General features: G+C 66.0%; 22 protein-coding genes. 10 read left to right on the top strand and 12 right to left on the bottom strand.

Going from position 1 to position 24723, the window contains the following annotated elements:
* Positions 1-100: 100 nt before the first annotated feature.
* The 6 genes from XI08_RS26365 to XI08_RS26340 all read left to right on the top strand — a co-directional run bounded on the left by XI08_RS26365 (position 101) and on the right by XI08_RS26340 (position 10383).
* Positions 101-1099, top strand: a complete 999-nt coding sequence (locus XI08_RS26365; RefSeq protein WP_027543674.1) for an AAA family ATPase — start codon at positions 101-103, stop codon at positions 1097-1099.
* The gene (locus XI08_RS26360) at positions 1099-2043 is read left to right on the top strand and encodes a DUF58 domain-containing protein (RefSeq protein WP_271576585.1); all 945 of its coding nucleotides are present in this window, start codon (positions 1099-1101) and stop codon (positions 2041-2043) included. Before XI08_RS26365 ends, XI08_RS26360 begins: the two co-directional genes overlap by 1 nt.
* Entirely contained in the window at positions 2040-4853 is a 2814-nt protein-coding gene (locus XI08_RS26355) for a DUF4159 domain-containing protein (RefSeq protein ID WP_271576584.1), read from the top strand. Before XI08_RS26360 ends, XI08_RS26355 begins: the two co-directional genes overlap by 4 nt.
* A 7-nt stretch (positions 4854-4860) precedes the next feature.
* The gene (locus XI08_RS26350) at positions 4861-6924 is read left to right on the top strand and encodes a hypothetical protein (protein ID WP_271576583.1); all 2064 of its coding nucleotides are present in this window, start codon (positions 4861-4863) and stop codon (positions 6922-6924) included.
* 504 nt (positions 6925-7428) lie between these two features.
* Positions 7429-7833: a DUF2946 family protein gene (locus XI08_RS26345; RefSeq protein WP_271576582.1), complete on the top strand. Its 405-nt coding sequence runs from the start codon at positions 7429-7431 to the stop codon at positions 7831-7833.
* Between the two features lie 153 nt (positions 7834-7986).
* Complete coding sequence (locus XI08_RS26340; protein WP_271576581.1) at positions 7987-10383, top strand: TonB-dependent receptor; 2397 nt, start codon at positions 7987-7989, stop codon at positions 10381-10383.
* 155 nt (positions 10384-10538) lie between these two features.
* Here the strand turns inward: XI08_RS26340 and XI08_RS26335 are convergent, their stop codons facing one another.
* From XI08_RS26335 to XI08_RS26310, 6 genes are all read right to left on the bottom strand, one after another.
* Complete coding sequence (locus XI08_RS26335) at positions 10539-11024, bottom strand: GNAT family N-acetyltransferase (RefSeq protein WP_271576580.1); 486 nt, start codon at positions 11022-11024, stop codon at positions 10539-10541.
* A 55-nt stretch (positions 11025-11079) separates the two neighbouring features.
* Positions 11080-12234: a hypothetical protein gene (locus XI08_RS26330; protein ID WP_271576579.1), complete on the bottom strand. Its 1155-nt coding sequence runs from the start codon at positions 12232-12234 to the stop codon at positions 11080-11082.
* A 37-nt stretch (positions 12235-12271) separates the two neighbouring features.
* Positions 12272-12943, bottom strand: coding sequence for a class I SAM-dependent methyltransferase (locus XI08_RS26325; protein WP_271576578.1), 672 nt, complete (start codon positions 12941-12943; stop codon positions 12272-12274).
* Between the two features lie 36 nt (positions 12944-12979).
* Positions 12980-13495 carry a GNAT family N-acetyltransferase gene (locus XI08_RS26320; protein ID WP_271576577.1) on the bottom strand — a complete coding sequence of 172 codons (516 nt, stop codon included), beginning with the start codon at positions 13493-13495 and terminating at the stop codon, positions 12980-12982.
* 123 nt (positions 13496-13618) lie between these two features.
* Complete coding sequence (locus XI08_RS26315; protein ID WP_027543685.1) at positions 13619-14566, bottom strand: glycosyltransferase family 2 protein; 948 nt, start codon at positions 14564-14566, stop codon at positions 13619-13621.
* A 61-nt stretch (positions 14567-14627) separates the two neighbouring features.
* Positions 14628-15119: an NUDIX domain-containing protein gene (locus tag XI08_RS26310; RefSeq protein WP_135177907.1), complete on the bottom strand. Its 492-nt coding sequence runs from the start codon at positions 15117-15119 to the stop codon at positions 14628-14630.
* A 104-nt stretch (positions 15120-15223) separates the two neighbouring features.
* Here XI08_RS26310 and XI08_RS26305 point away from each other — a divergent pair, with 104 nt between their 5' ends.
* Positions 15224-16105: a metallophosphoesterase family protein gene (locus XI08_RS26305; RefSeq protein WP_271576576.1), complete on the top strand. Its 882-nt coding sequence runs from the start codon at positions 15224-15226 to the stop codon at positions 16103-16105.
* Positions 16106-16203: 98 nt separating this feature from the next.
* Here the strand turns inward: XI08_RS26305 and XI08_RS26300 are convergent, their stop codons facing one another.
* The 3 genes from XI08_RS26300 to XI08_RS26290 all read right to left on the bottom strand — a co-directional run bounded on the left by XI08_RS26300 (position 16204) and on the right by XI08_RS26290 (position 18818).
* On the bottom strand, positions 16204-16758 hold the full coding sequence (locus XI08_RS26300; protein ID WP_027543688.1) for a hypothetical protein: 555 nt from the start codon (positions 16756-16758) through the stop codon (positions 16204-16206).
* A gap of 188 nt (positions 16759-16946) precedes the next feature.
* Entirely contained in the window at positions 16947-17156 is a 210-nt protein-coding gene (locus XI08_RS26295; protein ID WP_018323282.1) for a DUF4170 domain-containing protein, read from the bottom strand.
* A 30-nt stretch (positions 17157-17186) separates the two neighbouring features.
* On the bottom strand, positions 17187-18818 hold the full coding sequence (locus tag XI08_RS26290; protein WP_271576575.1) for an isocitrate lyase: 1632 nt from the start codon (positions 18816-18818) through the stop codon (positions 17187-17189).
* A gap of 230 nt (positions 18819-19048) precedes the next feature.
* Between XI08_RS26290 and XI08_RS26285 the strand changes: the two genes are divergently transcribed.
* A complete protein-coding gene (locus XI08_RS26285; protein ID WP_027543690.1) occupies positions 19049-20494 on the top strand; it encodes a helix-turn-helix domain-containing protein in 1446 nt (481 codons plus the stop codon).
* A gap of 158 nt (positions 20495-20652) precedes the next feature.
* Here the strand turns inward: XI08_RS26285 and XI08_RS26280 are convergent, their stop codons facing one another.
* Positions 20653-20946, bottom strand: coding sequence for an antibiotic biosynthesis monooxygenase (locus XI08_RS26280; RefSeq protein WP_027543691.1), 294 nt, complete (start codon positions 20944-20946; stop codon positions 20653-20655).
* A 228-nt stretch (positions 20947-21174) separates the two neighbouring features.
* On the opposite strand from XI08_RS26280, the gene XI08_RS26275 reads away from it, so the two are divergent.
* Both XI08_RS26275 and XI08_RS26270 read left to right on the top strand, forming a co-directional pair.
* Entirely contained in the window at positions 21175-21981 is an 807-nt protein-coding gene (locus XI08_RS26275) for a hypothetical protein (RefSeq protein WP_271576574.1), read from the top strand.
* Positions 21982-22153: 172 nt separating this feature from the next.
* A complete protein-coding gene (locus XI08_RS26270) occupies positions 22154-22498 on the top strand; it encodes a hypothetical protein (RefSeq protein WP_271576573.1) in 345 nt (114 codons plus the stop codon).
* Between the two features lie 240 nt (positions 22499-22738).
* Here the strand turns inward: XI08_RS26270 and XI08_RS26265 are convergent, their stop codons facing one another.
* Both XI08_RS26265 and htpX read right to left on the bottom strand, forming a co-directional pair.
* Positions 22739-23377, bottom strand: a complete 639-nt coding sequence (locus tag XI08_RS26265; protein ID WP_271576572.1) for a tetratricopeptide repeat protein — start codon at positions 23375-23377, stop codon at positions 22739-22741.
* Between the two features lie 137 nt (positions 23378-23514).
* Positions 23515-24462 carry a zinc metalloprotease HtpX gene (htpX, locus tag XI08_RS26260; protein ID WP_271576571.1) on the bottom strand — a complete coding sequence of 316 codons (948 nt, stop codon included), beginning with the start codon at positions 24460-24462 and terminating at the stop codon, positions 23515-23517.
* Positions 24463-24723: the final 261 nt, after the last annotated feature.

The following is a 24723-nucleotide window of genomic DNA, read 5'->3' as shown; positions in this document are numbered from 1 at the left end:
GCCCATGTGATGATGTGATGCATCTGACGCGATGCATCTGACGTGATGCGATGACATGGCGACGCGAGCGAGCCGCGCGGCAGGCTGAAGGAGCTAACGGATGGCGGAGAGTGTCGAGAAACTCGAGGATGGAATCGTCCGCTCGGCCGAGCAGGTCTCGAGCCAGATTCGCGCGGCGAAGGAGGCGATCGGGTCCGTCATCTTCGGCCAGGACCGCGTGATCGAGAACACGCTGGTCACGATCCTCTCCGGCGGCCATGCGCTGCTGATCGGCGTGCCCGGCCTTGCCAAGACCAAGCTGGTCGAGACGCTCGGCGTCACGCTGGGTCTCGACGCCAAGCGCATCCAGTTCACGCCCGACCTGATGCCGTCGGACATCCTCGGCGCCGAGGTGCTCGACGAGAGCACCGCGGGCAGACGTGCCTTCCGCTTCATCGCAGGTCCGGTGTTCGCGCAGCTCCTGATGGCCGACGAGATCAACCGCGCCAGCCCGCGCACGCAATCGGCGCTGCTCCAGGCGATGCAGGAGCAGCACATCACCGTTGCCGGCGCGCGTCACGACCTGCCGAAGCCGTTCCACGTGCTCGCGACCCAGAACCCGCTGGAGCAGGAAGGCACCTATCCGCTGCCCGAAGCGCAGCTCGACCGCTTCCTGATGGAGATCGACGTCGACTATCCCGATCGCGACGCCGAGCGCCGCATCCTGTTCGAGACCACCGGCGCCGAAGAGACGCTGGCGAGGGGCTCGATGACCGCGGATGCGCTGATCACCGCGCAGCGGCTGATCCGCCGCCTGCCGGTCGGCGATTCCGTGGTCGAGGCGATCCTGTCGCTGGTCCGCTCGGCCCGTCCGGGTCCGGACAGCGGCGAGACCGGCAAGTTCATCGCCTGGGGCCCCGGCCCGCGCGCCAGCCAATCCCTGATGCTCGCGGTGCGCGCACGCGCGCTGATCGACGGACGGCTCGCACCCTCGATCGACGACGTGCTCGACCTCGCCGAACCTATTCTGAAGCACCGCATGGCACTGACCTTCCAGGCGCGCGCCGAAGGGCGCACGATTCCGGACGTGATCCGGCAGTTGAAAACACGGATCGGTTGATGGCCGCTGAGAACGGGCACACAGCGAAGGAGATCATCGCGATCCGACGTGCCGATGGCGAAAGCCGCACGCTCGCAGCTTCCTTGCCGCGCCTGGTGCTCGAGGCCCGCCGCGTCGCCGCCAACGTCATCCACGGCCTGCACGGCAGGCGCCGCGCCGGCTCCGGCGAAAATTTCTGGCAATACCGCCGCTTCGTCTCCGGCGAGCCGTCGCAGAACGTCGACTGGCGGCGCTCGGCGCGCGACGACCATCTCTATGTCCGCGAGCTCGAATGGGAAGCCTCGCACACGGTCTGGATCTGGCCCGACCGCTCGCCGTCGATGGCCTTTGCCTCGAAGACCGCGCGCGAGTCCAAGCTCGAACGCACCCTGATCGTCGCCTTCGCGCTGGCCGAGCTGCTGGTCTCGGGCGGCGAGCGCGTCGGCATTCCCGGGCTGATGGCACCGACCGCGAGCCGCAGCGTCATCGACAAGATGGCACAGGCGATGCTGCATGACGATGCCGACCGGCTGAGCCTGCCGCCGTCCTTCGTTCCTTCCGCGCTCGCCGAGATCATCGTGCTGTCGGATTTCTGGTCGCCGATCGCGGAGATCAGTGCGACGCTCGCAGGGCTCTCCGGCTCCGGCGCCCATGGCACGATGGTGCAGGTCGTCGACCCCGCCGAGGAGTCGTTCCCCTATTCCGGCCGCATCGAGTTCGTCGAGCCGGAAGGCTTTGGCGTGATCACCGCCGGCCGCGCCGAGAGCTGGGCGCAGGATTACACCGCACGGCTCGCGCTGCACCGCGACCAGATCCGCGCCCAGACCTCAAAGCTCGACTGGCTGTTCACGACGCACGCGACCGACCGCTCCGCCGCCGAATTGCTGCTGTTCCTGCATGCCGGCATGCAGGTGAGCAAGTCGGGCGCGCGCACCACCTTCATCAAAGCGGGGCCGGCCGCATGATGGGATTGCCGCTCGCCTTCACCGAACCGCTGCTCCTGATCGGCCTCGTCAGCCTGCCGGTGCTGTGGTGGCTCCTGCGCGTGATGCCGCCACGGCCGCGCCGGATCGAGTTTCCGCCGACGCGCCTGTTGTTCGACATCGCGCCAAGGGAAGAGACGCCTTCGCGGACGCCGTGGTGGCTGACTGCGCTGCGCCTCCTGGCAGCGGCGCTCGTCATTTTCGCCGCCGCCGGCCCGATCTGGAATCCGCAGACGGGGCTTGCCGGCAGCAAGGCGCCGCTGATGATCATGTTCGACGACGGCTGGAGCGCGGCCTCGAACTGGGACATCAGGATCAGGGCCGCCGACGAGCTGATCGCCAACGCCGACAACGACCGCCGCGCCATCGCGCTGGTGCCGCTGTCCGAGCCGAACCGCGACATCACCCTGATGCCGGCGGGGGCGGCGCGCGTCGCGCTGCGCCAGCTGGTACCGAAACCCTATTCGATCGAGCGCGTCGAAACCCTCGCAGCGGTCGATCGTTTCCTGAAAGCGACCGGCGACTGCGAGATCGCCTGGTTGTCGGATGGCGTCGATACCGGCCGCGGCGAGGAATTCGTGCAGGCCCTCGGCAAGACCATCGGCGATCGCAGCCTGACCGTGTTCGAAGGCGGCACCTCCTCTCCGCTGGCGCTCGTCGCGGCCGAGAACGCCGCCGCCAGGATGACGGTGAAGGTGCTGCGCACCGACAGCGGCATTGCCGTCGGCACCGTGCGCGCGCTGGACCAGAAGGCTTCGCCGATCGGCGAAGCCCGTTATTCGTTCGGCCCGCAGGACAAGGAAACCGAGGCCGCGTTCGACCTGCCGGTCGAGCTGCGCAACGACATCACGCGGCTCGAGATATCGGGCGAGCGCTCCGCCGGCGCGGTGCAGCTGCTCGACAAGCGCTGGCGCCGCCGCGCCATCGGCATCGTCTCGGGCGCGACCAGCGAGACCGCGCAGCCGCTGCTGGCGCCGACCTTCTACCTCACCCGCGCGCTGGCGCCGTTCGCCGACGTGCGGCTCGCCGACAAGGGCTCGCCGCAGCAGGGCATCACCCAGTTCCTCGACCAGAAGCTGCCGATGATCATCCTGGCCGATGTCGGCACCATCGCGCCTGAAATCCGCGAGCGTCTCAATGCCTGGATCGACCAGGGCGGCGTGCTGGTGCGGTTCGCAGGGCCCCGCCTGGCGCAGGCCGAAGACGATCTCGTGCCGGTCAAGCTGCGCAAGGGCGGCCGCACGCTCGGCGGCAGCCTGACCTGGGAAAAGCCGCAGCACCTCGCCGCCTTCGCGGCCGACGGTCCGTTTGCCGGCGTCGTGGTCCCCAAGGACGTCACCGTGAGCCGCCAAGTGCTGGCCGAGCCCGATGCCGTGCTCGCCACCAAGAGCTGGGCGTCGCTGGAAGACGGCACGCCGCTGGTGACGGGCGAGCATCGCGGCAAGGGCATCGTCAGCCTGTTCCACGTCAGCGCCGACATGCGCTGGTCGGATCTGCCGATGTCGGGCATCTTCGTCGAAATGCTGAGGCGGGTCGTCGACATGTCCGGCTACACCGCCAAGCCCGGCGCCGGGGTCGCCAGCGAGGCGACCACCGAGACGGTGGCGCCGCTGCACATGCTCGACGGCTTCGGCGCCTTCGGTCCGCCGCCGGCCACGGCAAAGCCGCTGCCCGCGGACTATCGCGACCGCGCCACACCCGATCATCCGCCGGGCTTCTACGGTCCGGCAGAAGGACCGCTCGCCGTGAACACGCTTGCTAGCGCCGACCGCATCGCAGCCCTAAACACCGCGAGCCTGCGCGCCCGGCACGCCACCTACACCAATGCCGAGCCGCGCGACTTACGCGGCTGGCTGCTGTCGACGGCGCTCGCCTTATTCCTGGTCGACGCCATCATCGTCGCGGTGCTCGGCGGCGGCCTCGCCGCGCTGCTGCGCCGCCGCGCCGCGCCTGCAATGATCCTGCTCGGCCTCGTGCTTGCGGGCCTCCCGGCGCTGTCGCCGACACCCGCGCGCGCCGACAGCACCACGGACGAGTTCGCGATGAAGGCGGTATCGCAGACCCGCCTCGCCTATGTCGTGACAGGCAATGCCGACGTCGATTCCATCGTCAAGGCCGGCCTGACCGGACTGACGCTGTTCCTGGCGCAGCGCACCGCGCTCGAGGCCGGCGATCCCGTCGGCATCGATCCCGCGCGCGACGAACTCGCCTTCTTCCCGCTGATCTACTGGCCGATCGTGCCCGGCGCGCCCAAGCCGCCGCAGGACGCCATCAACAAGATCGACGCCTACATGAAGCAGGGCGGCACCGTGCTGTTCGACACCCGCGACGCGATCGAAGCGCCGGCCGGCGACAACGGCGCCTCGCAGACGCCGGGCATGCGGGCGCTGCGCGACATCCTGTCCTCGCTCGACGTGCCCGAGCTCGAGCCGGTGCCGCGCGAGCACGTTCTGACCAAGACCTTCTACCTGCTGCGCGACTTCCCCGGGCGCTTCAACAGCGGCCAGACCTGGGTGGAGACCCTGCCGCGCGATGACGACGACGAGAGCGCGCAGCGTCCGGCGCGCGGCGGCGACGGCGTCTCGCCGATCATCATCACCTCGAACGATCTTGCCGGCGCCTGGGCCGTGCGCCCCGACGGCCAGTACATGCTGCCGGTGACCGGCGGCGACCCACGCCAGCGCGAATTCGCCTACCGTGCCGGCGCCAACATCGTGATGTACACGCTGACCGGCAACTACAAGGCCGACCAGGTGCACGCACCGGCCCTGATCGAACGGCTGGGGCAATAGGATCGACATGAATTACGGCATCGCGTTCACGCCGCTTGTTCCCGCGATCGTCCTGTGGCTCGCGCTGGCCGCGATCGTCGTCATCGCGCTCGTGCTGCTGCTGGCGCGTGCGCGCGGCGCTGCGGTGCGCGTGGCCGCGCTGGTGCTGTTCCTGCTGGCGCTCGCCAATCCCTCCTTCACCCGCGAGGACCGCGATCCCCTCACCTCGGTCGCCGCGGTCGTGGTCGACAAGAGCCCGAGCCAGAATTTCGGCAACCGCAATCGCGAGGCAGCAGCGGCGCAGGAAGCGCTGGTCGACGGCCTGAAGAAGATCAAGGGCCTCGAGGTCCGCGTCGTCGACGCCGGACAGGCCGACGGCGAGACCGACGGCACAAGACTGTTCGGCGCCCTCGCCTCGGCCTTGTCCGACGTGCCGGTCGACCGCGTCGCCGGCGCGTTCCTGATCACCGACGGCCGCGTCCACGACATTCCCGCGAACGCCGCCGCGCTCGGCTTCCAGGCCCCGGTGCACGCGCTGATCACCGGGCAGAAGGACGAGCGCGACCGCCGCATCGCGATCACGGCGGCGCCGCGCTTCGGCATCGTCGGCCAGGTCCAGACCATCACCTACCGTCTCGACGACCAGGGCGTCTCCGGCGAGCGCGCCAAGGTCACGGTTCGCCGCGACGGCGAGGTCATCAACGAGCGCACGCTGGGAAGCGGCCAGAGCGCGAGCGTCGACGTCGACATCAAGCATGCCGGCCCGAACATCGTCGAGATCGAGGCCTCGCCGCTCGAGCGGGAGCTGACGCCGGTCAACAACCGCGCCGTCGTCGCCATCGACGGCGTGCGCGACAAGCTGCGCGTGCTGCTGGTCTCGGGCGAGCCGCATTCCGGCGAGCGCACCTGGCGCAACCTCCTGAAGTCCGACGCCAGCGTCGATCTCGTGCACTTCACCATTTTGCGCCCGCCGGAGAAGCAGGACGGCACGCCGATCAACGAATTGTCGCTGATCGCGTTTCCGACCCGCGAGCTGTTCCAGCAGAAGATCAACGAATTCCAGCTAATCATCTTCGATCGCTACGCCCGCCAGGGCGTGTTGCCGATCGCCTATTTCGACAACATCGCGCGCTATGTGCGTGGGGGCGGCGCGGTGCTCGTCTCCGCCGGTCCCGACTACGCCTCCAATACCAGCATCTGGCGCACGCCGCTGGATTCGGTGCTGCCGGCCGAGCCGGTCGGTGTGACCGAGAAGCCGTTCTATGCGCACCTGTCCGACATCGGCAAACGCCATCCGGTCACGCGCGGGCTGGAGGGCTCGGCAAGCGAGCCGCCGCGCTGGAGCCGCTTCTTCCGCACCGTCGACACCCGCAATTCCGTCAACCCGCCTGTGATGACGGGCGTCGACGGCAAGCCGCTATTGTTCCTGTCGCGCTTCGGCGAGGGACGGGTCGCGCTGCTGCTCTCCGACCACATCTGGCTGTGGGCGCGCGGCTATGAGGGCGGCGGCCCGCATCTCGACCTGCTCAGGCGGATGTCGCACTGGCTGATGAAGCAGCCGGATCTCGATGAAGAAGCACTGCGCCTCCAGGTGCAGGGCAAGGACCTCGTGGTGGTGCGCCAGACCATGTCGGACAGCGTGCAGCCGGTGAGCGTGACCTCGCCGTCGGGCGTGTCGCGCGACCTGACGCTGAGCGCCGGCGATCCCGGCGAGTGGCGCGCCAGCCTGCCGGCCAACGAACTCGGCCTGTGGCAGGCGACCGACGGCACGCTGAAGGCGCTGATCAATGTCGGCCCGACCAATCCGAAGGAGTTTTCGGAGGTCACCTCCACCACCGAAACCCTGAAGCCGCTGACGCAGGCGACCGGCGGCAATGCCGTGCGCGTGGTCGACGGCTCTAGCGTCGAGCTGCCGCGCGTCGTGCCGGTGCGCTCGGTGAGCGTCTTCCATGGCGACGGCTGGATGGGCGTGCGGATGCGCGACGCCAGCGTCGTGAAGGGCGTCGGCGTGCTGCCGATCTTCGCCGGCCTGATCGGCCTGTTGCTGCTGCTCGGCGCTTTCGCCGCGACCTGGGTCCGCGAAGGGCGGTGATTTCCTGAAGCGCGATGGGATCGGACTCGCCTAGCGCCGCGACGGCGGTGCGTTCCCTCCCCCCTTGCGGGGGAGGGCTCTCGCTTATGACCTTTGACAGCGCCTCACCGCACGCCTCATCCTTCGAGACGACCGCTTTCAGCGGTCTCCTCAGGATGAGGCTAAGCGGCACCGTGCCCGTCGAAGCTGCTGCCACGCACGCCGCCCTCATCCTGAGGAAGCCCGCCGAAAGCGGGCGTCTCGAAGGATGGCCGCAGGAACCGCTCTCATATGCGATTCCCCTGCCCCGCAAAGGAGAGGGAAGGGAGAGAGCACCACTGTTGGCTGATCTCGATTCGAGTTCAACCCATCGCGCTCTAGTTGCCCGAACGACACATCGGATCGGCCGCCTGCGCCCGTTGATCCGCTTGCCGTTGACATCCACAGACCGATCGGGCGATGTTACAATATAACATCGCGACATCTCGGGGAGAGATGCCTCGCGATGTGGGGTGGCGTTTCCAGATGAAGTGGTTCCGGTCGAATATCAGGCACGGCGCCCGGCTCGCGTTGTTCGCGATGCTGGTGCAATTCGCGCTGACATTCGGCCACAGCCACTGGTTCGCCCAGGCCGCCCCCCTTGCGACAGCGTCGCTTCAGCAGACCGACAGCAGCAGCGACGTTGCCTCGACCGACCGCGGCGCGGTCAAGAAGCAATCGCCTTCAGGCCCCGACCGGGAGCAGCCGGGCGAGGACAATTGCGCGATCTGCGCCGTGGTCGCGATGGCAGGCACTCTCCTGTTCTCGACGCCGCCTCTCCTGGAGCTGCCGCAGGCGATCGAGCTGCTCCACCGCACCCTAGATGCCGAGTTCATCCATCTGAAATCGGCCGGCACGGCGTTCCAGCCGCGCGCCCCACCCGCGTCCTGACTTCCAACGTCGTTTGATCACGCCCGGGCTCGCCGCGCCACACGCGCGGACGATCGCCCGGGAGAAGTTGAAGCCGAATTCCGTCGCACCGCGACGGCAGGCCGCCTCCGATCAACAAACATCTTGCGGACGCGCCTGACTGGAATCAGGACCATGTCATTTGAATTGCGACGCGTGCAGCATCTCGCCGGAGCGAGCCTGCTCCTGCTCGGCGCCGCCGCCACATCTGCGTTCGCCCAAGAACCAGTACAACAACCGGTACAACAGACTGCGCAGGACAAGTCGTCGACCGAGATCCCCGCCGTCACCGTGACGGCGCCGAGCCCCATCGTGCGCAGGGTGGTACCGACCCGCAGCCCAGTCCGCGTCGCGCGCACCGGACGGTCGCGCAGCCAACAACACACGGCCGAAGCTGCGCCACCGGCAGCAGTCACCGCCGCGACACCTCAGCAAGGCGTGCTGCCCATTGTGACCAACCAGTTCGCCACCGTCACGGTGGTGCCGAACGAGGAGATCCGCCGCGAGGGCGGCGGTCAGCTCGGCGATCTCTTGTTCTCCAAGCCTGGCATCACCGGCTCGAGCTTCGCGCCCGGCGCCTCCAGCCGGCCGATCATCCGCGGGCTCGACGTCAACCGCGTCGGCATCGTCGAGAACGGCACCAATTCCGGCGGCGCCTCCGATCTCGGTGAGGATCATTTCGTCCCGATCGATCCGCTCGCGACCAACCAGGTCGAGGTGGTGCGCGGGCCTGCTGCGCTGCGCTACGGCTCCACCTCGATCGGCGGCGTCGTCAGCGCCACCAACAACCGGATTCCGGATGCGCTGCCGAGCTGCGCACCATCGTTCCAGACCTACGGCCTGCCGACCAAGGCGCCGCTGGCGACCGCCGCGACCTCGCCTTGCGTCACGGCCGAGACGCGCACGGCGTTCAGCTCGGTCGATCGCGGCGTCGAAAGCGGCGTGCTGCTCGACACCGGCGGCGGCCATTTCGCGTTCCATGCCGACGTCTATGGCCGCACCACCACGGACTATGGCATCCCGAGCTATCCCTATCTGAACGACCAGACGCGATCCGTCGCCAACGGCCGCCAGCCGAACTCGGCGACGCGCTCGGACGGCGCCTCGATCGGCGGCTCCTACTTCTTCCAGGGCGGCTATATCGGGGCCGCGATTACGCAGAACGACTCGCTCTACCACATCCCCGGCATCGACGGCGCCGACCACAACACGCGCATCGACGGCCACCAGACCAAGATCAACGTCAAGGGCGAGTACCGTCCCGATGCCGCCGCGATCGACACCATCCGCTTCTGGGCTGGCGCGACCGACTACCGGCACAACGAGATCGGCCTTGCCGATCCCGCCGATCCCAACACCGACGGCGTGCGGCAGACCTTCACCAACAAGGAGCAGGAGATCCGCACCGAGGTGCAGCTGATGCCGTTCAACGCGCGCTTCGCCGAGGTGACGACGGCGCTGGGCTTCCAGGTCGGTCATCAGGAGCTGACGGCACCGAGCCCCGACAATCCCGGCACGCTGTTCAACGGCCTGTGGGACCCCAACAACAACACCCGCGTTGCTGCTTACGCCTTCAACGAGTTCAAGTTCACGGACGCGACGCGAGCCCAGATCGCCGGCCGCATCGAGCATGTCGAGCTGCACGGCACCACGCCGAATTTCCCGGCCGACTACCTGCCCGACGGCACGCCGCAGGTGGCGATCGCGCGCAATCCGTCCTACACGCCGAAGAGCGGCAGCATCGGCCTGCTGCAGGACCTGCCCGGCGGCATGGTCGGCAGCATCACCGCGCAATATGTCGAGCGCGCACCGAAGGCCGCCGAGCTGTTCTCGCGCGGCGCCCATGATGCGACCGCGACCTTCGACATCGGCAATCCGAACCTGACGATCGAGACCGCCAAGTCGGTCGAGGTCGGCGTGCGCAAGGCGACGGGACCGTTCCGGTTCGAGGCGACCGTCTACTACACGCATTTCGACAATTTCATCTTTCGCCGCCTCACCGGCGTGATGTGCGACGACGATTTTGCCTCGTGCGGCACGCCCGGCGCCGAGCTGAACCAGGCCGTCTATTCGCAGCGCAATGCCAATTTCCGCGGCGGCGAATTCCAGTCGCAATTCGATGTTGGCGCGTTCCAGGGCGGCATCTGGGGCATCGAGAACCAGCTCGACGTGGTCCGCGCCACCTTCAGCGACGGCACCAACGTGCCGCGGATTCCGCCGCTCAGAATGGGCGGCGGCGTGTTCTGGCGCGACGACAACTGGCTGATGCGCGTCAACCTGTTGCACGCCTTCGCGCAGAACAACGTGGCCGTGATCGCGGAGACGCCGACGGCAGGCTACAACCTCCTGAAGGCCGAGGTCAGCTACAAGACGAAGCTCGACCGCAACTGGTTCGGCGCACGCGAGATGATTGCCGGCATCGTCGGCAACAATCTCCTCAACGAGAACATCCGCAACTCGGTGTCCTACACCAAGGACGAGGTGTTGATGCCCGGCATCGGCGTGCGGGCGTTCGCCAACTTCAAGTTCTAGCGTTGTTCGGGTCGGGGCCTGCGGGCCCCGAAACGCACCGTCATTGCGAGGAGCTCTTGCGACGAAGCAATCCAGGCTGCCTCTGCGGAAAGATTCTGGATTGCTTCGCTACGCTCGCAATGACGAAGTATGGGGTGGGTTGCTGCGCTTCCCACTCACGGAGTCGCACACACCAGCGGCTTCTCGAAGCGCCACTGGTTCACGGGGAAAGGCCCGTTCGAGGTCTCTGACATCTTCACGAAGGTGCCGGCGTTGCGCCAGCCGCTTTTCTCGTAGAACCGTGCAGCGCGCATGTTGCCGACCGCGCATGCCAGCCACGCCAGCTCCGCGCCGCGCGCGGCGAGCCGTGCCTCCGCATCGGCGATCAGCGCCGCGGCCACGCCTGTCCCGTGTGCCTTTGACGACACGAAGAGCTGGTACAATTCGTCACCCCTGAGAGCGCACAAGCCGAGCGGCGCTCCAGCCGGGCCGACGACGCAGACATCGGGAAGCATCACCGCGAGCCGATCGCGAAAGCTCGCAAGCGTGCGGAGACGGACCAGCTCCGGATGCGCAAGATGCGCGTGCGATTCATGCCAGACGTCGTGCCACATGCTGGCGAGATGATCGATCTCACCGATATCAGCGGGGCGCACCTGCATCGTCGCTACTCCCTCCGGACAAGCCCGTCGCGGCAGATGCACCCACCTGAATTCATCACGCTTTGGCCCAAGCGGCCGCTTCAGGGGCGTCCTCTGCCGCCTCCTGGAAGAGGTGGGCAAACAGCAGGCTCCACAGCGTCAGGAGAGAAATCGGGATGGTGTAGTATGGCGTCGCGATCGGATAGGTGAGGAAGAAGGCGAGATTGATCGCCAGATTGGCGATCGTGAGCTGTGCGACACGGCGAGCGCCATTCGGCTGCCGCAACAGCCAGAGCGAGCTCGCGATTCCGATGACGATCAACAACGTCTGGAGCGGGTCGGCGAGATAGTCCCGGATCACTGCGAACGAGAAATCCAGCGGCCTGACATCGGGATTGTTGCCGTAGGTCGACGCGAACGGACTGCCGGCATTGACGGCGTAAGAGACGATGGTCGGCACCACGCCGGCCAGCAACGCAATGCCGAACGCGACCCCCTGCAAGAACCGGGGCATCGTGCGTTCCGCCAGGAACGCGACCAGGAGAAACATGCAATAGCCGGACGCCAGGAAGAGGTTGGCCAGGCGGAAATCGACCGTCAAGCCGAGCAGGAAGCCGATGGACGCCAACAGCCCGATCCTCGGTTGAGATTGCGGGCTCGTCAGCCATCGCGCCGTGAGACATCCTGCGAGCGCGCACACGACGGCCGTCGGGGCCATCGAATAGCTCGCCTTCACCGGATTGACCATCACGTAGATGGCAAGACAGCCGAACGTCCCGACCATCAGCACCGACCTTGTGGTGCGCGCGAGAGAGAGGGCAAATAGCGCGAAGCCGAAGACGACACCCGTCGCAAGCATGTACATGGGTGCGACCTGGTGACCTGGCGGAAACAACGCCAACACGAGGCCGACACCGGGCGGGTATTGGATGACGACCTTCCCTGTGGCCGGCATCAAGTTGTGACAGGGCGCATCGGTCGTATCGTCCCACTTCGGGTAGTCGATCGCCTTCAGCTTTGCTTTCAGATAGCCATCGTCGTCGCGGGTGAGGTTGGTGTCGAAGCCTCCCACCAGCCCGAACCTCTGGAACAGATGCGCCTGCCGCAGGTAGCAGATGTCGTCGTAGACGCCGCGAGCCTCACTCCATCGCAACATGGTCCAGAAATGGCCGACCAGAATCGCGAGAAACAAGACGGCGAAAACGGCTTTGCTCGTACGGATGTTTTTCATTGGGATCTTGCCGCGGCGGGAGGCGCTGGCTCTGCGGTTAGCGAAATGCAAGATAGAGATTGGACGATAACGGGCCGAGCGACAAGCCGGTGTAGCCCACCGCCGCCGGCCTGGCGATCAGCGCGGTGAACTCCAGCAGCCGTTTTCGTGTCATCAGGATCAGGTTCTGCTCGTCGGTCCATTCCGACTTGCGGGTGATCATGCAGGCGATCCTGAAGGTGCCGTCCAGGTAGTGCGCCAGCGGGATCGCCGTGTGGTGCTCGACCGGAAAGAACCTGTTGGGCACCGTTATGAACACCCGCCTCGCAACGCGGCAAAGCTCCTTGACCAGGAGCCTCTGGTTTTCGTGGCTTCCGGCATGCTCGAGCACGGCATTGGACGTCGCAACGTCGAATTCGTTGTCGTCGAACGGCAGCCGAGTATTCGGCTCGATCTGCACGTAACGGCAAAGCGGAAAAGCCGCCTTGAACTCGACTCCTTCGCCGAGCCCGCAGGCCGTGATCTTGTGCTGATGTGGGTAGCTTCTTTCCAGTACGTTTGCGCCGTCGTTGATCACGTCGGACACTCCGACGTCCAGGATCTCGTCCGACGCGGACGGCTGCATGTGGGCGATGAAATCCTGGAATATGCGGTCGCGCGCCGCGATGAGCAGCTTTTCCGCCGTCCCCCCGGACGCCACCTCTCGGTAATATTGCTGATCGACCGGCACTACCCTACCTCATGTGAGCTTCGAAGGGATGGCGCGTCAGGTTGGCGCCTTGCTCCAGTCCGGACCGACTGGCCCCGATACGCCTTCGAACGCGCCCTCGACGAGTTCGACGACGAGGAGCCGGGCGTAATCGACCGGGCCCGGCATCGTGACCCGTCCCTTCGGCACTGGCTTGAAGCCGACGCGGCTGTAATAGGGCTCGTCGCCGACCAGCAGCACCAGGCGGTGGCCCTGCGCCTTCGCATCCTTCAGCGCGCGCTCGAGCAGCTGCCGGCCGACGCCGCGGCCGCGGAACGGAGGCTCAACCGTCAGCGGCCCGAGCAGCAGCGCCGGCGTGTCGCCGACGCAGATCGGCAATTGCCGCACGGATCCGACCAGCAGCGTACCGACGCGGGCGGTGAAGGACAGTTCGAGCACATGATCGACGTGCTCGCGGATGCGATAGGCGCTCAGCACAAAGCGGCCGGGTCCGAAGGTGCGTTCGTGCAGCCGCTCGATTGCCTGAGCATCGCCGGCGGCTTCGGACAGGATGGTGAGTGAGAGATCGTTCATCGCGTCACAGCGTGTTCAAGCGGAATCATCGGTTGGTGTCGGAAAAAACAGTCGGGCGGCGTCGGCGGGATATCACCTCGGAGGGCGGTGGTCCATGGGATTACGTCCGCCTCCGAGGCCATTTCAGTTCCTCCCGAACGGCGGTTGGGACAGATAGGCGAGCATCTTCATTTCCCGCCGGCCGCGCGTCACGGTGTCGAGCACGAGCCCCGACGAAGCCGAAAGCAGCGCCATGATCATCAGACCCATGGAGAGCACGGCGGTCGGCAGGCGCGGCACGAGGCCGGTTTCGAGGTAGGTGATGACGACGGGCAGCCCGAGAGCGATCGACAGCAGCGCGAGGACGATGCCGATCGCCGAAAAGAAGCGCAGCGGCCGCTCCGATCGGTTGAGCTTCAGCATCGTGTTGAAGATGCGCAAACCATCCTGCCAGGTATTGAGCTTGGAGAAGGACCCCTCCGGACGCGCGTAATAGGGCGTCTCGACCTCGGCGGCCGGGAGCGACAATTCCAGCGCATAGACCGCAAATTCGGTCTCGATCTCGAAACCGTCGGACAGAACGGGAAAGGATTTGACGAAGCGACGCGAGAACACGCGGTAACCGGACAGCATGTCCTTGAAGGCGTGACCGAAGGTCGATGCCAGGAAACCGGTGAACACCCGGTTGCCCATGCGATGACCACGTCGGTAGGCCGCTTGCGATTGATCGACACGGAGCCCCACAACCATATCCAGATGCTCATCGAGCAGCTTGTCGATCATGCGCGGAGCGCTCGGCGCGTCGTAGGTCGCATCACCATCGACGAGCACGTAGATGTCCGCCTCGATGTCCGCGAACATGCGGCGCACGACGTGACCTTTGCCCTGGCGCCGTTCGCTACGCACAATCGCGCCGGCCTCGCGCGCGATCGTCGCGGTACGGTCGGTCGAGTTGTTGTCGTACACGTAGACTTCGGCCGCAGGCAGCGCCTTGCGGAAATCGGCGACGACCGTCGCGACGGCGGCTTCCTCATTGTAACAGGGAACCAGCACGGCGACCCGAAATGGCCATGACTTCGTCGATTCAGGCAAGCTTCATCCCTCGTCCATATGTCGAGACCGCAGTCGCGGTGACTACTAGCACAGGCCGCCCTCAGCGCCACGTCGCAATCAGGGGCTGGCCGCCCAGTACCTCCGCGATCCGCAACCGCGTCCCTGGCGTGGTCCCCTCGGGCAGCGCCGTGATCGCGAAGAACCCGCACTCGACGATCTCGTGGTTGGGCGCGGGCAGGCGATCCTGCCTGAATTGCCTGACCACGTAGACCGCGACGTGGTCGCGGCGGGAGACGTGGTTGTTGAGGAAGATGCCGTGCAGCATGGCGTCCGCGGTGAGGTCGATGTCGCCCTCCTCCTTGAGCTCGCGCCGCATCGCCTGCTCCATGGTCTCGCCGAGATCGACGCCGCCGCCGGGCAGATACCAGCCGGAGATGTAGCTGTGCCTGACCAGGAACACCCGGTTCTCGGAATCCAGCACCACGGCGCGAACGCCGAGGGTCATGCCGCGAACCAGCAGGAAATAGGCGTGGAAGATTCGCCGCAGCAGCGGCTCGAACTTCCGTCGGACGCGGTTGAGACGATCTTCCATCAGGCTCTCTTCAGTCCCCTCTTCAGGCCTTGCGCGAGGCTTGGCTTGCACAGTCCTCGCGACCTTGCCATTACAGCGGAGCAATAGCGAGGCAATCGCGCGCCATGGCTCCCTTCACGCTCGCCCATCTGTCCGACCCGCATCTGCCGCCCATGCCGAAGCCGCGGCTGATCGAGCTCGCCGGCAAGCGCGCGCTCGGCTACGTCAACTGGACGCGCAATCGCCACAGGTACCAGCGCCGCGAGGTGCTCGACGCACTCGTCGCCGACGTCAAGGCGCTGGCGCCCGACCACATCGCGGTGACGGGCGATCTCGTCAATCTGGCGCTGGAGGCGGAGTTCGCGCCCGCGCGCGCCTGGCTCGACGGCGTCGGGCCGCCCGACCGCGTCACCACGATTCCCGGCAATCACGACGCCTATGTCCGCGCCACCTTTCATCGCTTCGGCGAGACCTTTGCGCCCTATCTTGCAAGCGACGACGGCAGCGTCGGCTTTCCGGCCCTGCGCCGGCGCGGGCCGCTCGCGCTGATCAGCCTGTCCACGGCGGTGCCCACCCTGCCGCTGATGGCGACGGGCACGCTCGGGCGCGATCAGCTCGCAGCCCTCGACCAGGTTCTCGAACGGCTCGCGGCGGAAGGCGTCTTCCGCGTGCTGCTGGTGCATCATCCCCTGAAGTCCGACGCGCGCCAGAAGCGGATGACGGACGCGGCCGATCTGCTGGCACTCTTGAAGCGCCACGGCGTCGAGCTGGTCCTGCACGGCCACGACCACATTCATTCGACGATGTGGTTCGAGGGGCCCAACGGCAACATTCCCGCGATCGGCGTGCCGTCGGCGTCCGCGCTCGCACACGGGCGCTACCCGGCGGCGGCGTATAATCTGTTCACGATCGAGAAGGACAATGCCGGCTGGCGCTGCGAGCAGACAGTGCGCGGACTCGGGTCCGGATTTCAGATCCGAGAGATCAAGCACGCAAGGTTGATCTAGTTCACCGTCATTGCGAGCGAAGCGAAGCAATCCAGAGTCCCTCCGCGGAAAGATTCCTGGATTGCTTCGCTTCGCTCGCAATGACGGCGGAGGGAAATTCACCAGCTCCGCAGGGCCGCCAGCACGGCGACGCCGAACAAGGCGGCGGCGCCGAGGATGAAGCCGAACACGAACGGCCAGACGCGCGAGCGGGCCGGCCGCTCCGCAGCCTCCGGCTTCGGCTCGGGCAGCACGACCATCGCATGCTCGCGCTCGATCATGCGGCGGGCGACATAGTCGGTGACAGCCTCGACGATCACGGAGGTGTCGTGCGATTCGGCGAGCACGATGCGGCCGAAGCGGGTGTCCTGGACGAAGCGGTACATCCGCTTGTCGCGCCCCATCATGATGTGCGCGACGACGTCGATCCAGAGTCGGGGCGTATCGCCCTGGCTGATGCCGCGGTCGAACAGGTCGATCTGCTCGGGCACCTGTGCAAACAAGGGATCGAGCGCGTCGTTGAGGATCTCGAGCCGCGCCACCTCGGCATCGCGCAAATCGACGACGACGCCGGTCCGGTCGGCGGCCTCGATCCGCGCGCGCAACAGCGCGTCGCGCAGCCGCACCGGGCGCGGCTGGCTGGGATGGGTCCCGCTGGTCTCGGGCTCTGACATTGTCGGCCTCGTCCTCACTTGCCTCCATTAACCTATCAGCAACCAAACCGTCCGCAAAGGGTCCACAATTCCAAATACTTACGGCGCCCACAGCTGTCTCACCTGTGCCAAAAACAGACGATCCCACCCGGCTTGCGCCGGATGGGACCCTCCGTCCTTGGACGTCTTCTTGATTAATCAGGCAGCCGTCAGGCCGAGACCCGCGAGGGCTCTTCCACGATGGAGAAGCGGACGCCGGCCTTGTGGCGGTTCTCTTCCGAGACCGTACGCCAGGCATCTTCGGCTTCCTTGCGGGTCTTGAACGGACCCTGCACCTGGGCCGAGCCTTCCACGAGCTTGTGGAAGTTCATCGAACCGAACTCGCCGCCGATCACCCAGAAATTGCTGCCTTTGGTCATTGTCAGTCTCCTCTTGGATAGCGTGGTGCGTTAGCCGAACTGGTTCATCGTGTTGTGGGCGCCGCCCGCCTTCAGGGCAGCCTCGCCGGCGAAGTACTCCTTGTGGTCGTCGCCGATGTCGGAGCCGGCCATGTTCTGGTGCTTCACGCAGGCGATGCCCTGACGGATCTCGGCGCGCTGGACGTTCTTCACGTAGCCGAGCATGCCCTGCTCGCCGAAGTACTCCCTGGCCAGATTGTCGGTCGAGAGCGCCGCGGTGTGGTAGGTCGGCAGCGTGATCAGGTGGTGGAAGATGCCGGCACGCTTGGCCGAATCCGCCTGGAAGGTGCGGATGCGCTCGTCGGCTTCCTTCGCCAGCGGCGTGTCGTCATATTCCGCCTTCATCAGCTCGGCACGGTTGTACTTGCTGACGTCCTTGCCGGCTTCCTTCATCGCGTCGTAGACCTGCCAACGGAAGTTGAGGGTCCAGTTGAACGACGGCGAGTTGTTGTAGGCCAGCTTCGCGTTCGGAACCACCTTGCGGATACGATCGACCATCTTGGCGATCTGCTCGATATGCGGCTTCTCGGTCTCGATCCAGAGCAGGTCGGCGCCGTTCTGAAGCGAGGTGATGCAATCCAGCACGCAGCGGTCCTCACCGGTGCCGGGACGGAACTGGTAGAGGTTGGAGGGCAGCCGCTTCGGACGCATCATCTTGCCGTTGCGGTGGATGATGACGTCGCCGTTGCGGGCGTTCTCCGCGGTGATTTCCTCGCAATCGAGGAAGCTGTTGTACTGGTCGCCGATGTCGCCGGGCTTGTGGCTGACGGCGATCTGCTGCGTCAGGCCAGCGCCGAGCGAGTCGGTGCGGGTCACGACGATGCCGTCTTCGACGCCGAGCTCGAGGAAGGCGTGGCGGCAGGCGCGGATCTTCGCCAGGAAGACGTCATGCGGCACGGTGACCTTGCCGTCCTGGTGGCCGCACTGCTTCTCGTCCGAGACCTGGTTCTCGATCTGGAGCGCGCAGGCGCCCGCTTCGATCATCTTCTTGGCGAGCAGATAGGTCGCTTCCGCGTTGCCGAAGCCGGCGTCGATGTCGGCGATGACGGGCACGACATGGGTCTGGAAGTTGTCGACCTTCTCGATCAACTCCTTCTCGCGGGTCTTGTCGCCTTCCTTGCGCGCCTTGTCGAGGTTGCGGAAGATGTCGTTGAGCTCGCGCGAGTCGGCCTGGCGCAGGAAGGTGTAGAGCTCTTCGATCAGCGCCGGCACCGAGGTCTTCTCGTGCATCGACTGGTCGGGCAGCGGTCCGAACTCGGAGCGCAGCGCCGCGATCATCCAGCCCGAGAGATACAGGTAGGTGCGATCGGTCTTGCCGAAATGCTTCTTGACCGAGATCAGCTTCTGCTGGGCGATGAAGCCGTGCCAGCAGCCCAGCGACTGGGTGTACTTAGTGGGATCGCCGTCATAGGCGGCCATGTCGGCCCGCATCAGCGCCGCGGTGTAGCGGGCGACGTCGAGGCCGGTCCTGAAGCGGTTCTGCAGGCGCATGCGCGCGATGTGCTCGGCCGTCACCCCGTTCCAGGTCGGCTGGGTCTCGAGGAGCGCCTGGGCTGCATCGATCTCGCTCTGATACGAGGCCGGAGCCTGGAAGGTGCTGATGCCACGGGGCTGATAGTTCATGTGCCTGATCCTTTCGCTGACGATGGCGATGTCTGGCCATCGACATTCTTGACAGTGCATTGCGAAATGCGTGTCAGGAGCTAAACGCGAAAACGGAAACTTCGTATAGATGGCTTGTTTTTTATTGGTGATGTCATGTAACATAAGAACATGTAACAGATGTTATTTTGTAAAGTTTGTAAAATTATAGGTCAGCGAGACTGTCCTTAATCGCCCTGGAGATCTGAAAAATGCCTGCCGAATCCGGGAAGAAACTGTTCGTCGGCCCGCGCTTCCGGCGGATCCGGCAGCAATTGGGGCTGTCGCAGACCCAGATCGCCGAGGGGCTCGGGATCTCGCCGAGCTACATCAACCTGATCGAGCGCAACCAGCGCCCGGTGACCGCCCAGATCCTGCTGCGGCTGGCCGAGACCTATGACCTCGACCTGCGCGACCTCGCCACCGCCGACGAGGACCGGTTCTTCGCCGAGCTCAACGAGATCTTCTCCGATCCCTTGTTCCGCCAGATCGACGTGCCCAAGCAGGAGCTGCGCGACCTCGCCGAGCTCTGCCCCGGCGTCACCCATGCGCTGCAGCGGCTGTACGCGGCCTATACCGAGGCCCGTCAGGGCGAGACGCTGGCGGCCGCGCAAATGGCCGACCGCGACGTTGGCACGCGCTACGAGACAAATCCGGTCGAGCGGGTGCGCGAGCTGATCGAGGCCAACCGCAACTATTTTCCGGAGCTCGAGCAGGCTGCAGAAGCCTTGCGCGACGAACTGAACGTGCCGGCCGAAGGGCTCTACGCGGCGCTGGCCGCGCGCCTGCGCGAAAAGCATTCGGTCCAGACCCGCATCATGCCTGTCGACGTGATGCGCGAGACGCTGCGGCGCTTCGACCGCCACCGCCGCCAGCTGCTGATCTCGGAGCTGGTCGACCCGCCCGGGCGCGCGTTCCAGCTCGCCTTTCAGCTCGGCCTTGGCGAATGCGCGCAGCAGCTGGAGACCATCATCGGCCGCGCCGGCCCGCTCGACGACGCGCCGCGGCGCCTGTTCCGCATCACGCTCGGCAACTATTTTGCGGCGGCGGTGATGATGCCCTACCCCGCCTTCCTCGCCGCAGCCGAAGCCCTGAACTACGACATCCACGTGCTGGCGCAGCGCTTCAATTCCGGCTTCGAGCAGGTCTGCCACCGCCTCACCACCTTGCAGCGGCCGAACGCGCGCGGCATTCCGTTCTTCCTGCTCCGCGTCGACAATGCCGGCAACGTCTCGAAACGCTTTTCCTCCGGCACCTTCCCATTCTCGAAATTCGGCGGCACCTGCCCGCTGTGGAACGTGCACTCGACCTTCGACACGCCGGATCGCCTGCTGAAGCAGGTGATCGAGCTCTCCGACGGCACGCGCTATTTCTCGATCGCGCAGATGGTGCGCCGGCCGGTGGCGCCGCACCCGCTGCCGCAGCCGCGCTTCGCCATCGGCCTCGGCTGCGAGATCCGCCACGCCGCGCGCCTCGTCTACGCCGCCGGCATGGACCTGGAGAAGGCGGAAGGCACGCCCATCGGGGTCAACTGCCGCCTCTGCGAGCGCGAAAACTGCGCCCAGCGCGCCGAGCCGCCGATCACGCGCACGCTGATCCTGGACGAGACGACGCGGCGCGTGAGTTCGTTCGCGTTCTCGAACGCACGGGAGTTGTAAAGCACACTGCTGTCATGCCCCGCCTAGTGCGCAATTGCGCACGGGGGCGGGGCATCCAGTACGCCGCAGCGTCTCAGTTCGATCACGGCCGTCTCGGAGTACTGGATCGCCCGCCTTCGCGGGCGATGACAGCGGAATGTGTGGCGGCGACCAGCAACTCACGCCAGCGTATGCACGATCACCGGCCCTGCGGCAGCGCGCGCGTCGCCGGCGAGCAGCGGGCCGAGATCCTTCTCGATCCAGGCGATCGCGCGCCGGTTCGCCTCCTCCGCCTGTTCGAACTTGTCGAAGATCGAGATCGCGGTGACCGTGTCGTCGCCGGCATAGACGACGTAGTAGGCGCGGAAGCCGTCAACGTCGCTGATGATCGGAACGGCGCCGTCCTTGATGCGGCGCGCCAGCTCCTCCGCGCTCCCGCTTTTCGCCTTGGCCTGACGGATGGCGGCATACATGACTTCCTCCTCCCGGCTATTGATGTGGGCTTTGTACCCGGACCGGATGTTACGCCGAAGCGCCGGGCCCGGATACCCTCCTTGGTTAACCCTGCACTAATCCGCCTGAGCGATCTGCAACCAACGGTTAAGCACGCCTCAACATCGCTGCCCTAGTCTCGCCCCACTCACTTTTCGCAAACAACGGTGGCCTATTCTGCCGGGCGAAGTGACATCAGGGGGTTCATCATGCGCATTGCGTTGCTGCTGACCGCGACCATCGTCGGCGCGCTTTTCACCAGTCCATCCAATGCCGGACCGCTCGATGCGCCCGCTGAAGCAGCGCAGGCGCTGCCGCCGGGCTTCCAGAGCTACCGCGGCTACATGTTCGACCTGTCGGAGAATTCCGATCGCAAGGATGTCGACAAGCTCACCGACAATCTGAAGCGCCAGATCGACGTCGTCGAAGGCGTCGGCCTCTCCCCGCGCATACTGCGCTTCTTCCACACCGTCCCGATCGTCGCGAACGAGCTGGCCTGCCTCGACGAAGGCGCCGCGACCGCATGCTACGGCAGGGTCACGCCGGACATGCAGCGCACCGCTCCCCGGACGCTGACGGTCTGGGACCCCAACAAGCAGCGCTGGACCAACCCGAACGCCATCGACCTCGCGGTCGATTCGGGGCTCGGCGTGATCATGCTGCGGCCGGACATGATGCGATACGAGAAGGAGGCGGTGCTGCTGCACGAGCTCCTGCACGCCTATCACGCGCGCCTGTTGCCGGACGGCTACGCCAACAAGGGCGTGATCGGCTATTACACGCTGGCGAAGTCCAAGGACCTCCTGCCCAAGGAATCCTATGCGCTGAAGAATCCCATGGAGTTCTTCGCCGTGACCGCCAGCATCTTCCTGGCCGGAAAGAGCGAATTCCACGACCCCAAGTCGCGCGAGACGCTGAAGGAGAAGATGCCGGACTATTACAAATACCTGGTCGGCGTGTTCGGCTTCGATCCCGACCCGGCCGCGTCCAGCGGCCCGGTGGCCTCGCTGAAGTGAGGCGGACGTAGCCCATCTGCACGGACTCGGCAAAAAGCCGCGCGAAATGCGCGGCTTTTTTTGTTTTGGTAACCGGAAGCTGCGGATGACGCCCGGCCGGGAATTGCCAAGGCGGGGCCCGATCTGCATAGTCCCGCCCGCATCGATACTGTTTTCAAGAGGATAGAAGAACATGGCGGACGCCGACCTGGATGTCGTGATCCGGCAACTGGCCAGACAGCTGCATACGGGCCTGATGACCCGCGCCAAGGAGCGGCGGGATCGCTTCAACGGCCTTGCGGCCAAGGCCAAGGGCAAGGAGACCGGCGACCGCTTCAAGATGATGGCCAAGGCCACCATGGAGCAGGCCACCGCCGCCGCCAAGCGCCTCCAGATGTCCGCCGACAACGTCGCCGACAGCTACGCGCGATCGATGCGAATCGCGGCCAGCACGCCGATCGCGGCGAAGGTTGAGAAGAAGCCGGCGAAGGACAAGCCGGTGAAGAAGGCCGCGAAGGCGAAGGCCAAGAAGAAGTAGCTGCGCTTTCTTCCTTCTCCCCTTGCGGGAGAAGGTGGCATAGGCGGCCTTCGGCCGCCGTTCTTAGGAACGCCGAAGCGGAGCTTCGGCTATGGCGCCGGATGAGGGGTTGCTTCAGCGAACTCGTCTGCGAGATTTCTACGCGCGGATAGATACCCCTCACCCGTCTCGCCGCTATCGCGGCGAGCCACCCTCTCCCGCAAAGGGGAGAGGGGAAGAGCCCGCAGCTCTAGATATCTTTCACCGCCGCGGTGCCAAAACCCGGGTCGGCTCGGCGCTGAGTTCGGCGAGCTTGGCGCGCGCTGCTTCGCGCGTGCGGACATCCTTGCCGGCGGGCAGCGCCAGCGCGGCTTCGAAATCGGCGCGCGCATCGTCGGCCTGGCCGCGGGCGAGGAATGCCAGGCCACGGTCGAGGCGGGCCTGCGCATCGGAGGGGTCGAGACGGACCGCCGTGTTGTAGCTCAGGATGGCGCGATCGAGATCGCCGGTGGCGGCGAGCGCGAGACCGCGCTGGTGATAGGGCGCGGCGAGCTTGGGATCATGCGCGATCGCCTCGTCGTAATCCGCAATGGCGAGCTCGAGGTCGCCGCTCTGCCGGCGCGCGGTCGCGCGGTCGCGATAAAGCGAGGCGCGGTTGGGATTGAGGTGAATGGCCTCGTCGAAATCGGCGATCGCCCGCCTGAAGTCGCCGTGGCGCAGCGCGATCCGCCCGCGCCCTTCATAGGCAAAGGCGATCAGCGAGCCGCGGAGCGGCGAGAAACCGATCACGGCCGCGCAAACGTCGGGATCGTCCTCGTCCCCGCAATTGACGACCATGTGTGTGGACAGGCCGACGAGCACGCCCAGGACGATCAGCAATAGTACGGCAGCTCTGGTCATCTTCGACGGTGACCGGTAACGGGCCGGCCACGCATCCCCTTTCGAAGGAAGTGTCACGGCAAGGTGTTAGCACCGGCCGGGACCATCCTGTGTGCGCCAGGTCACAAAGCCCCGCGCAAATCCTTACCGGTTCCGGATCAGCCCCAGGGACCACGTGAAGGACCACGCGAAGACGAATGGCCCCACGGGCTCGCCGGCGGATAGTTTTCGTTGGCGCCGACGGACGGCGCCGCCTGCGCGCCGAGCTCGGCCGCGAGCTGCTGGAGCGCCGCGATGCGGTTCTGCGTCGAGGGATGGGTGGCGAAGAGATTGTCCACGCCGTGGCCCGACAGCGGATTGATGATGAACATGTGCGCGGTCGCGGGATTCCGTTCGGCCTCGAAGTTCGGGACCTGATGTGCGGCGCCTTCGATCTTCACCAGCGCCGACGCCAGCCACATCGGCTGGCCGACGATGCGCGCACCGAGATTGTCCGCGGCATATTCGCGGGTGCGGCTGATCGCCATCTGCACCAGCATGGCGCCGAGCGGCGCGAGGATCATCATCAGGATCGAGCCGACGATGCCCGGGCCGTTGTTGTTGTCACGGTGGCCGCCGAAGAACATGCCGAACTGCGCCAGCATCGAGATCGCGCCCGCGATCGTCGCGGTGATCGTCATCAGCAGCGTGTCGTGGTGCTTGATGTGCGCAAGCTCATGCGCGATCACGCCGGCGAGTTCCTCGCGGCTGAGCTGGTGCATCAGGCCGGTGGTGACGGCAACGGCAGCGTTCTCGGGATTGCGGCCGGTCGCGAACGCGTTGGGCTGCGCCTCGTCCATCAGGAACACGCGCGGCATCGGCAAGCCCGCGCGACCCGCAAGCTCGGCGACGAGGCCGACCAGTTCCGGCGCGGTCGAACGGTCGACCTCATGGGCGCCGTACATCGAGAGCACCAGGCGGTCGGAGTTCCAATAGGTGAAGAGATTGGTCGCCGCGGCAATGACGAGCGCGATCATGGCGCCTGCGGCACCGCCGATCAGATAGCCCACGCCCATGAACAGGGCGGTGAGACCTGCGAGCAGCATTGCGGTACGAAAATAGTTCATGGCCGTCTCCCGAACCGGCCGCTGGCGCGCCTTGGGCCGGCGTCTTCGAAGTATGAATGCCGCCGAGCATCGCAAGGTTCATGCGGCGCGGAGCCGCAGATTCAAGGCCGCGCGGCCAGCCTTTCCCCCGTCGCTAAAGCTTGACCGGGATTTGCGCAAAAACACGCGCAGGTGCTTAGCAACCTGGAAAGCGCAGCATCGGCTTAATGCACGGTAACCGGGCACGCTGCGGGGCGCTCGCGCATTGACCGGTTCCGTGGG

Origin of the sequence: Bradyrhizobium sp. CCBAU 11361 (genome assembly GCF_028128935.1) — a bacterium.
Taxonomy (GTDB): Bacteria; Pseudomonadota; Alphaproteobacteria; order Rhizobiales; family Xanthobacteraceae; genus Bradyrhizobium; species Bradyrhizobium niftali.
The sequence above is the reverse complement of the archived record's forward strand: the minus strand, read 5'-3'. Positions and strand labels throughout refer to the sequence as shown.

What these genes read in the sequence shown, in the direction of transcription:
- XI08_RS26345 (WP_271576582.1), top strand. Translation starts at nt 7,429, where the DNA reads ATGAAGTGGTTCCGGTCGAATATCAGGCACGGCGCCCGGCTCGCGTTG.
- XI08_RS26280 (WP_027543691.1), bottom strand. Translation starts at nt 20,946, where the DNA reads ATGTATGCCGCCATCCGTCAGGCCAAGGCGAAAAGCGGGAGCGCGGAG.
- XI08_RS26355 (WP_271576584.1), top strand. Translation starts at nt 2,040, where the DNA reads ATGATGGGATTGCCGCTCGCCTTCACCGAACCGCTGCTCCTGATCGGC.
- XI08_RS26305 (WP_271576576.1), top strand. Translation starts at nt 15,224, where the DNA reads ATGGCTCCCTTCACGCTCGCCCATCTGTCCGACCCGCATCTGCCGCCC.
- XI08_RS26340 (WP_271576581.1), top strand. Translation starts at nt 7,987, where the DNA reads ATGTCATTTGAATTGCGACGCGTGCAGCATCTCGCCGGAGCGAGCCTG.
- htpX (WP_271576571.1), bottom strand. Translation starts at nt 24,462, where the DNA reads ATGAACTATTTTCGTACCGCAATGCTGCTCGCAGGTCTCACCGCCCTG.
- XI08_RS26285 (WP_027543690.1), top strand. Translation starts at nt 19,049, where the DNA reads ATGCCTGCCGAATCCGGGAAGAAACTGTTCGTCGGCCCGCGCTTCCGG.
- XI08_RS26275 (WP_271576574.1), top strand. Translation starts at nt 21,175, where the DNA reads ATGCGCATTGCGTTGCTGCTGACCGCGACCATCGTCGGCGCGCTTTTC.
- XI08_RS26310 (WP_135177907.1), bottom strand. Translation starts at nt 15,119, where the DNA reads ATGGAAGATCGTCTCAACCGCGTCCGACGGAAGTTCGAGCCGCTGCTG.
- XI08_RS26350 (WP_271576583.1), top strand. Translation starts at nt 4,861, where the DNA reads ATGAATTACGGCATCGCGTTCACGCCGCTTGTTCCCGCGATCGTCCTG.
- XI08_RS26330 (WP_271576579.1), bottom strand. Translation starts at nt 12,234, where the DNA reads ATGAAAAACATCCGTACGAGCAAAGCCGTTTTCGCCGTCTTGTTTCTC.
- XI08_RS26360 (WP_271576585.1), top strand. Translation starts at nt 1,099, where the DNA reads ATGGCCGCTGAGAACGGGCACACAGCGAAGGAGATCATCGCGATCCGA.
- XI08_RS26365 (WP_027543674.1), top strand. Translation starts at nt 101, where the DNA reads ATGGCGGAGAGTGTCGAGAAACTCGAGGATGGAATCGTCCGCTCGGCC.
- XI08_RS26265 (WP_271576572.1), bottom strand. Translation starts at nt 23,377, where the DNA reads ATGACCAGAGCTGCCGTACTATTGCTGATCGTCCTGGGCGTGCTCGTC.
- XI08_RS26295 (WP_018323282.1), bottom strand. Translation starts at nt 17,156, where the DNA reads ATGACCAAAGGCAGCAATTTCTGGGTGATCGGCGGCGAGTTCGGTTCG.
- XI08_RS26335 (WP_271576580.1), bottom strand. Translation starts at nt 11,024, where the DNA reads ATGCAGGTGCGCCCCGCTGATATCGGTGAGATCGATCATCTCGCCAGC.
- XI08_RS26290 (WP_271576575.1), bottom strand. Translation starts at nt 18,818, where the DNA reads ATGAACTATCAGCCCCGTGGCATCAGCACCTTCCAGGCTCCGGCCTCG.
- XI08_RS26270 (WP_271576573.1), top strand. Translation starts at nt 22,154, where the DNA reads ATGGCGGACGCCGACCTGGATGTCGTGATCCGGCAACTGGCCAGACAG.
- XI08_RS26300 (WP_027543688.1), bottom strand. Translation starts at nt 16,758, where the DNA reads ATGTCAGAGCCCGAGACCAGCGGGACCCATCCCAGCCAGCCGCGCCCG.
- XI08_RS26320 (WP_271576577.1), bottom strand. Translation starts at nt 13,495, where the DNA reads ATGAACGATCTCTCACTCACCATCCTGTCCGAAGCCGCCGGCGATGCT.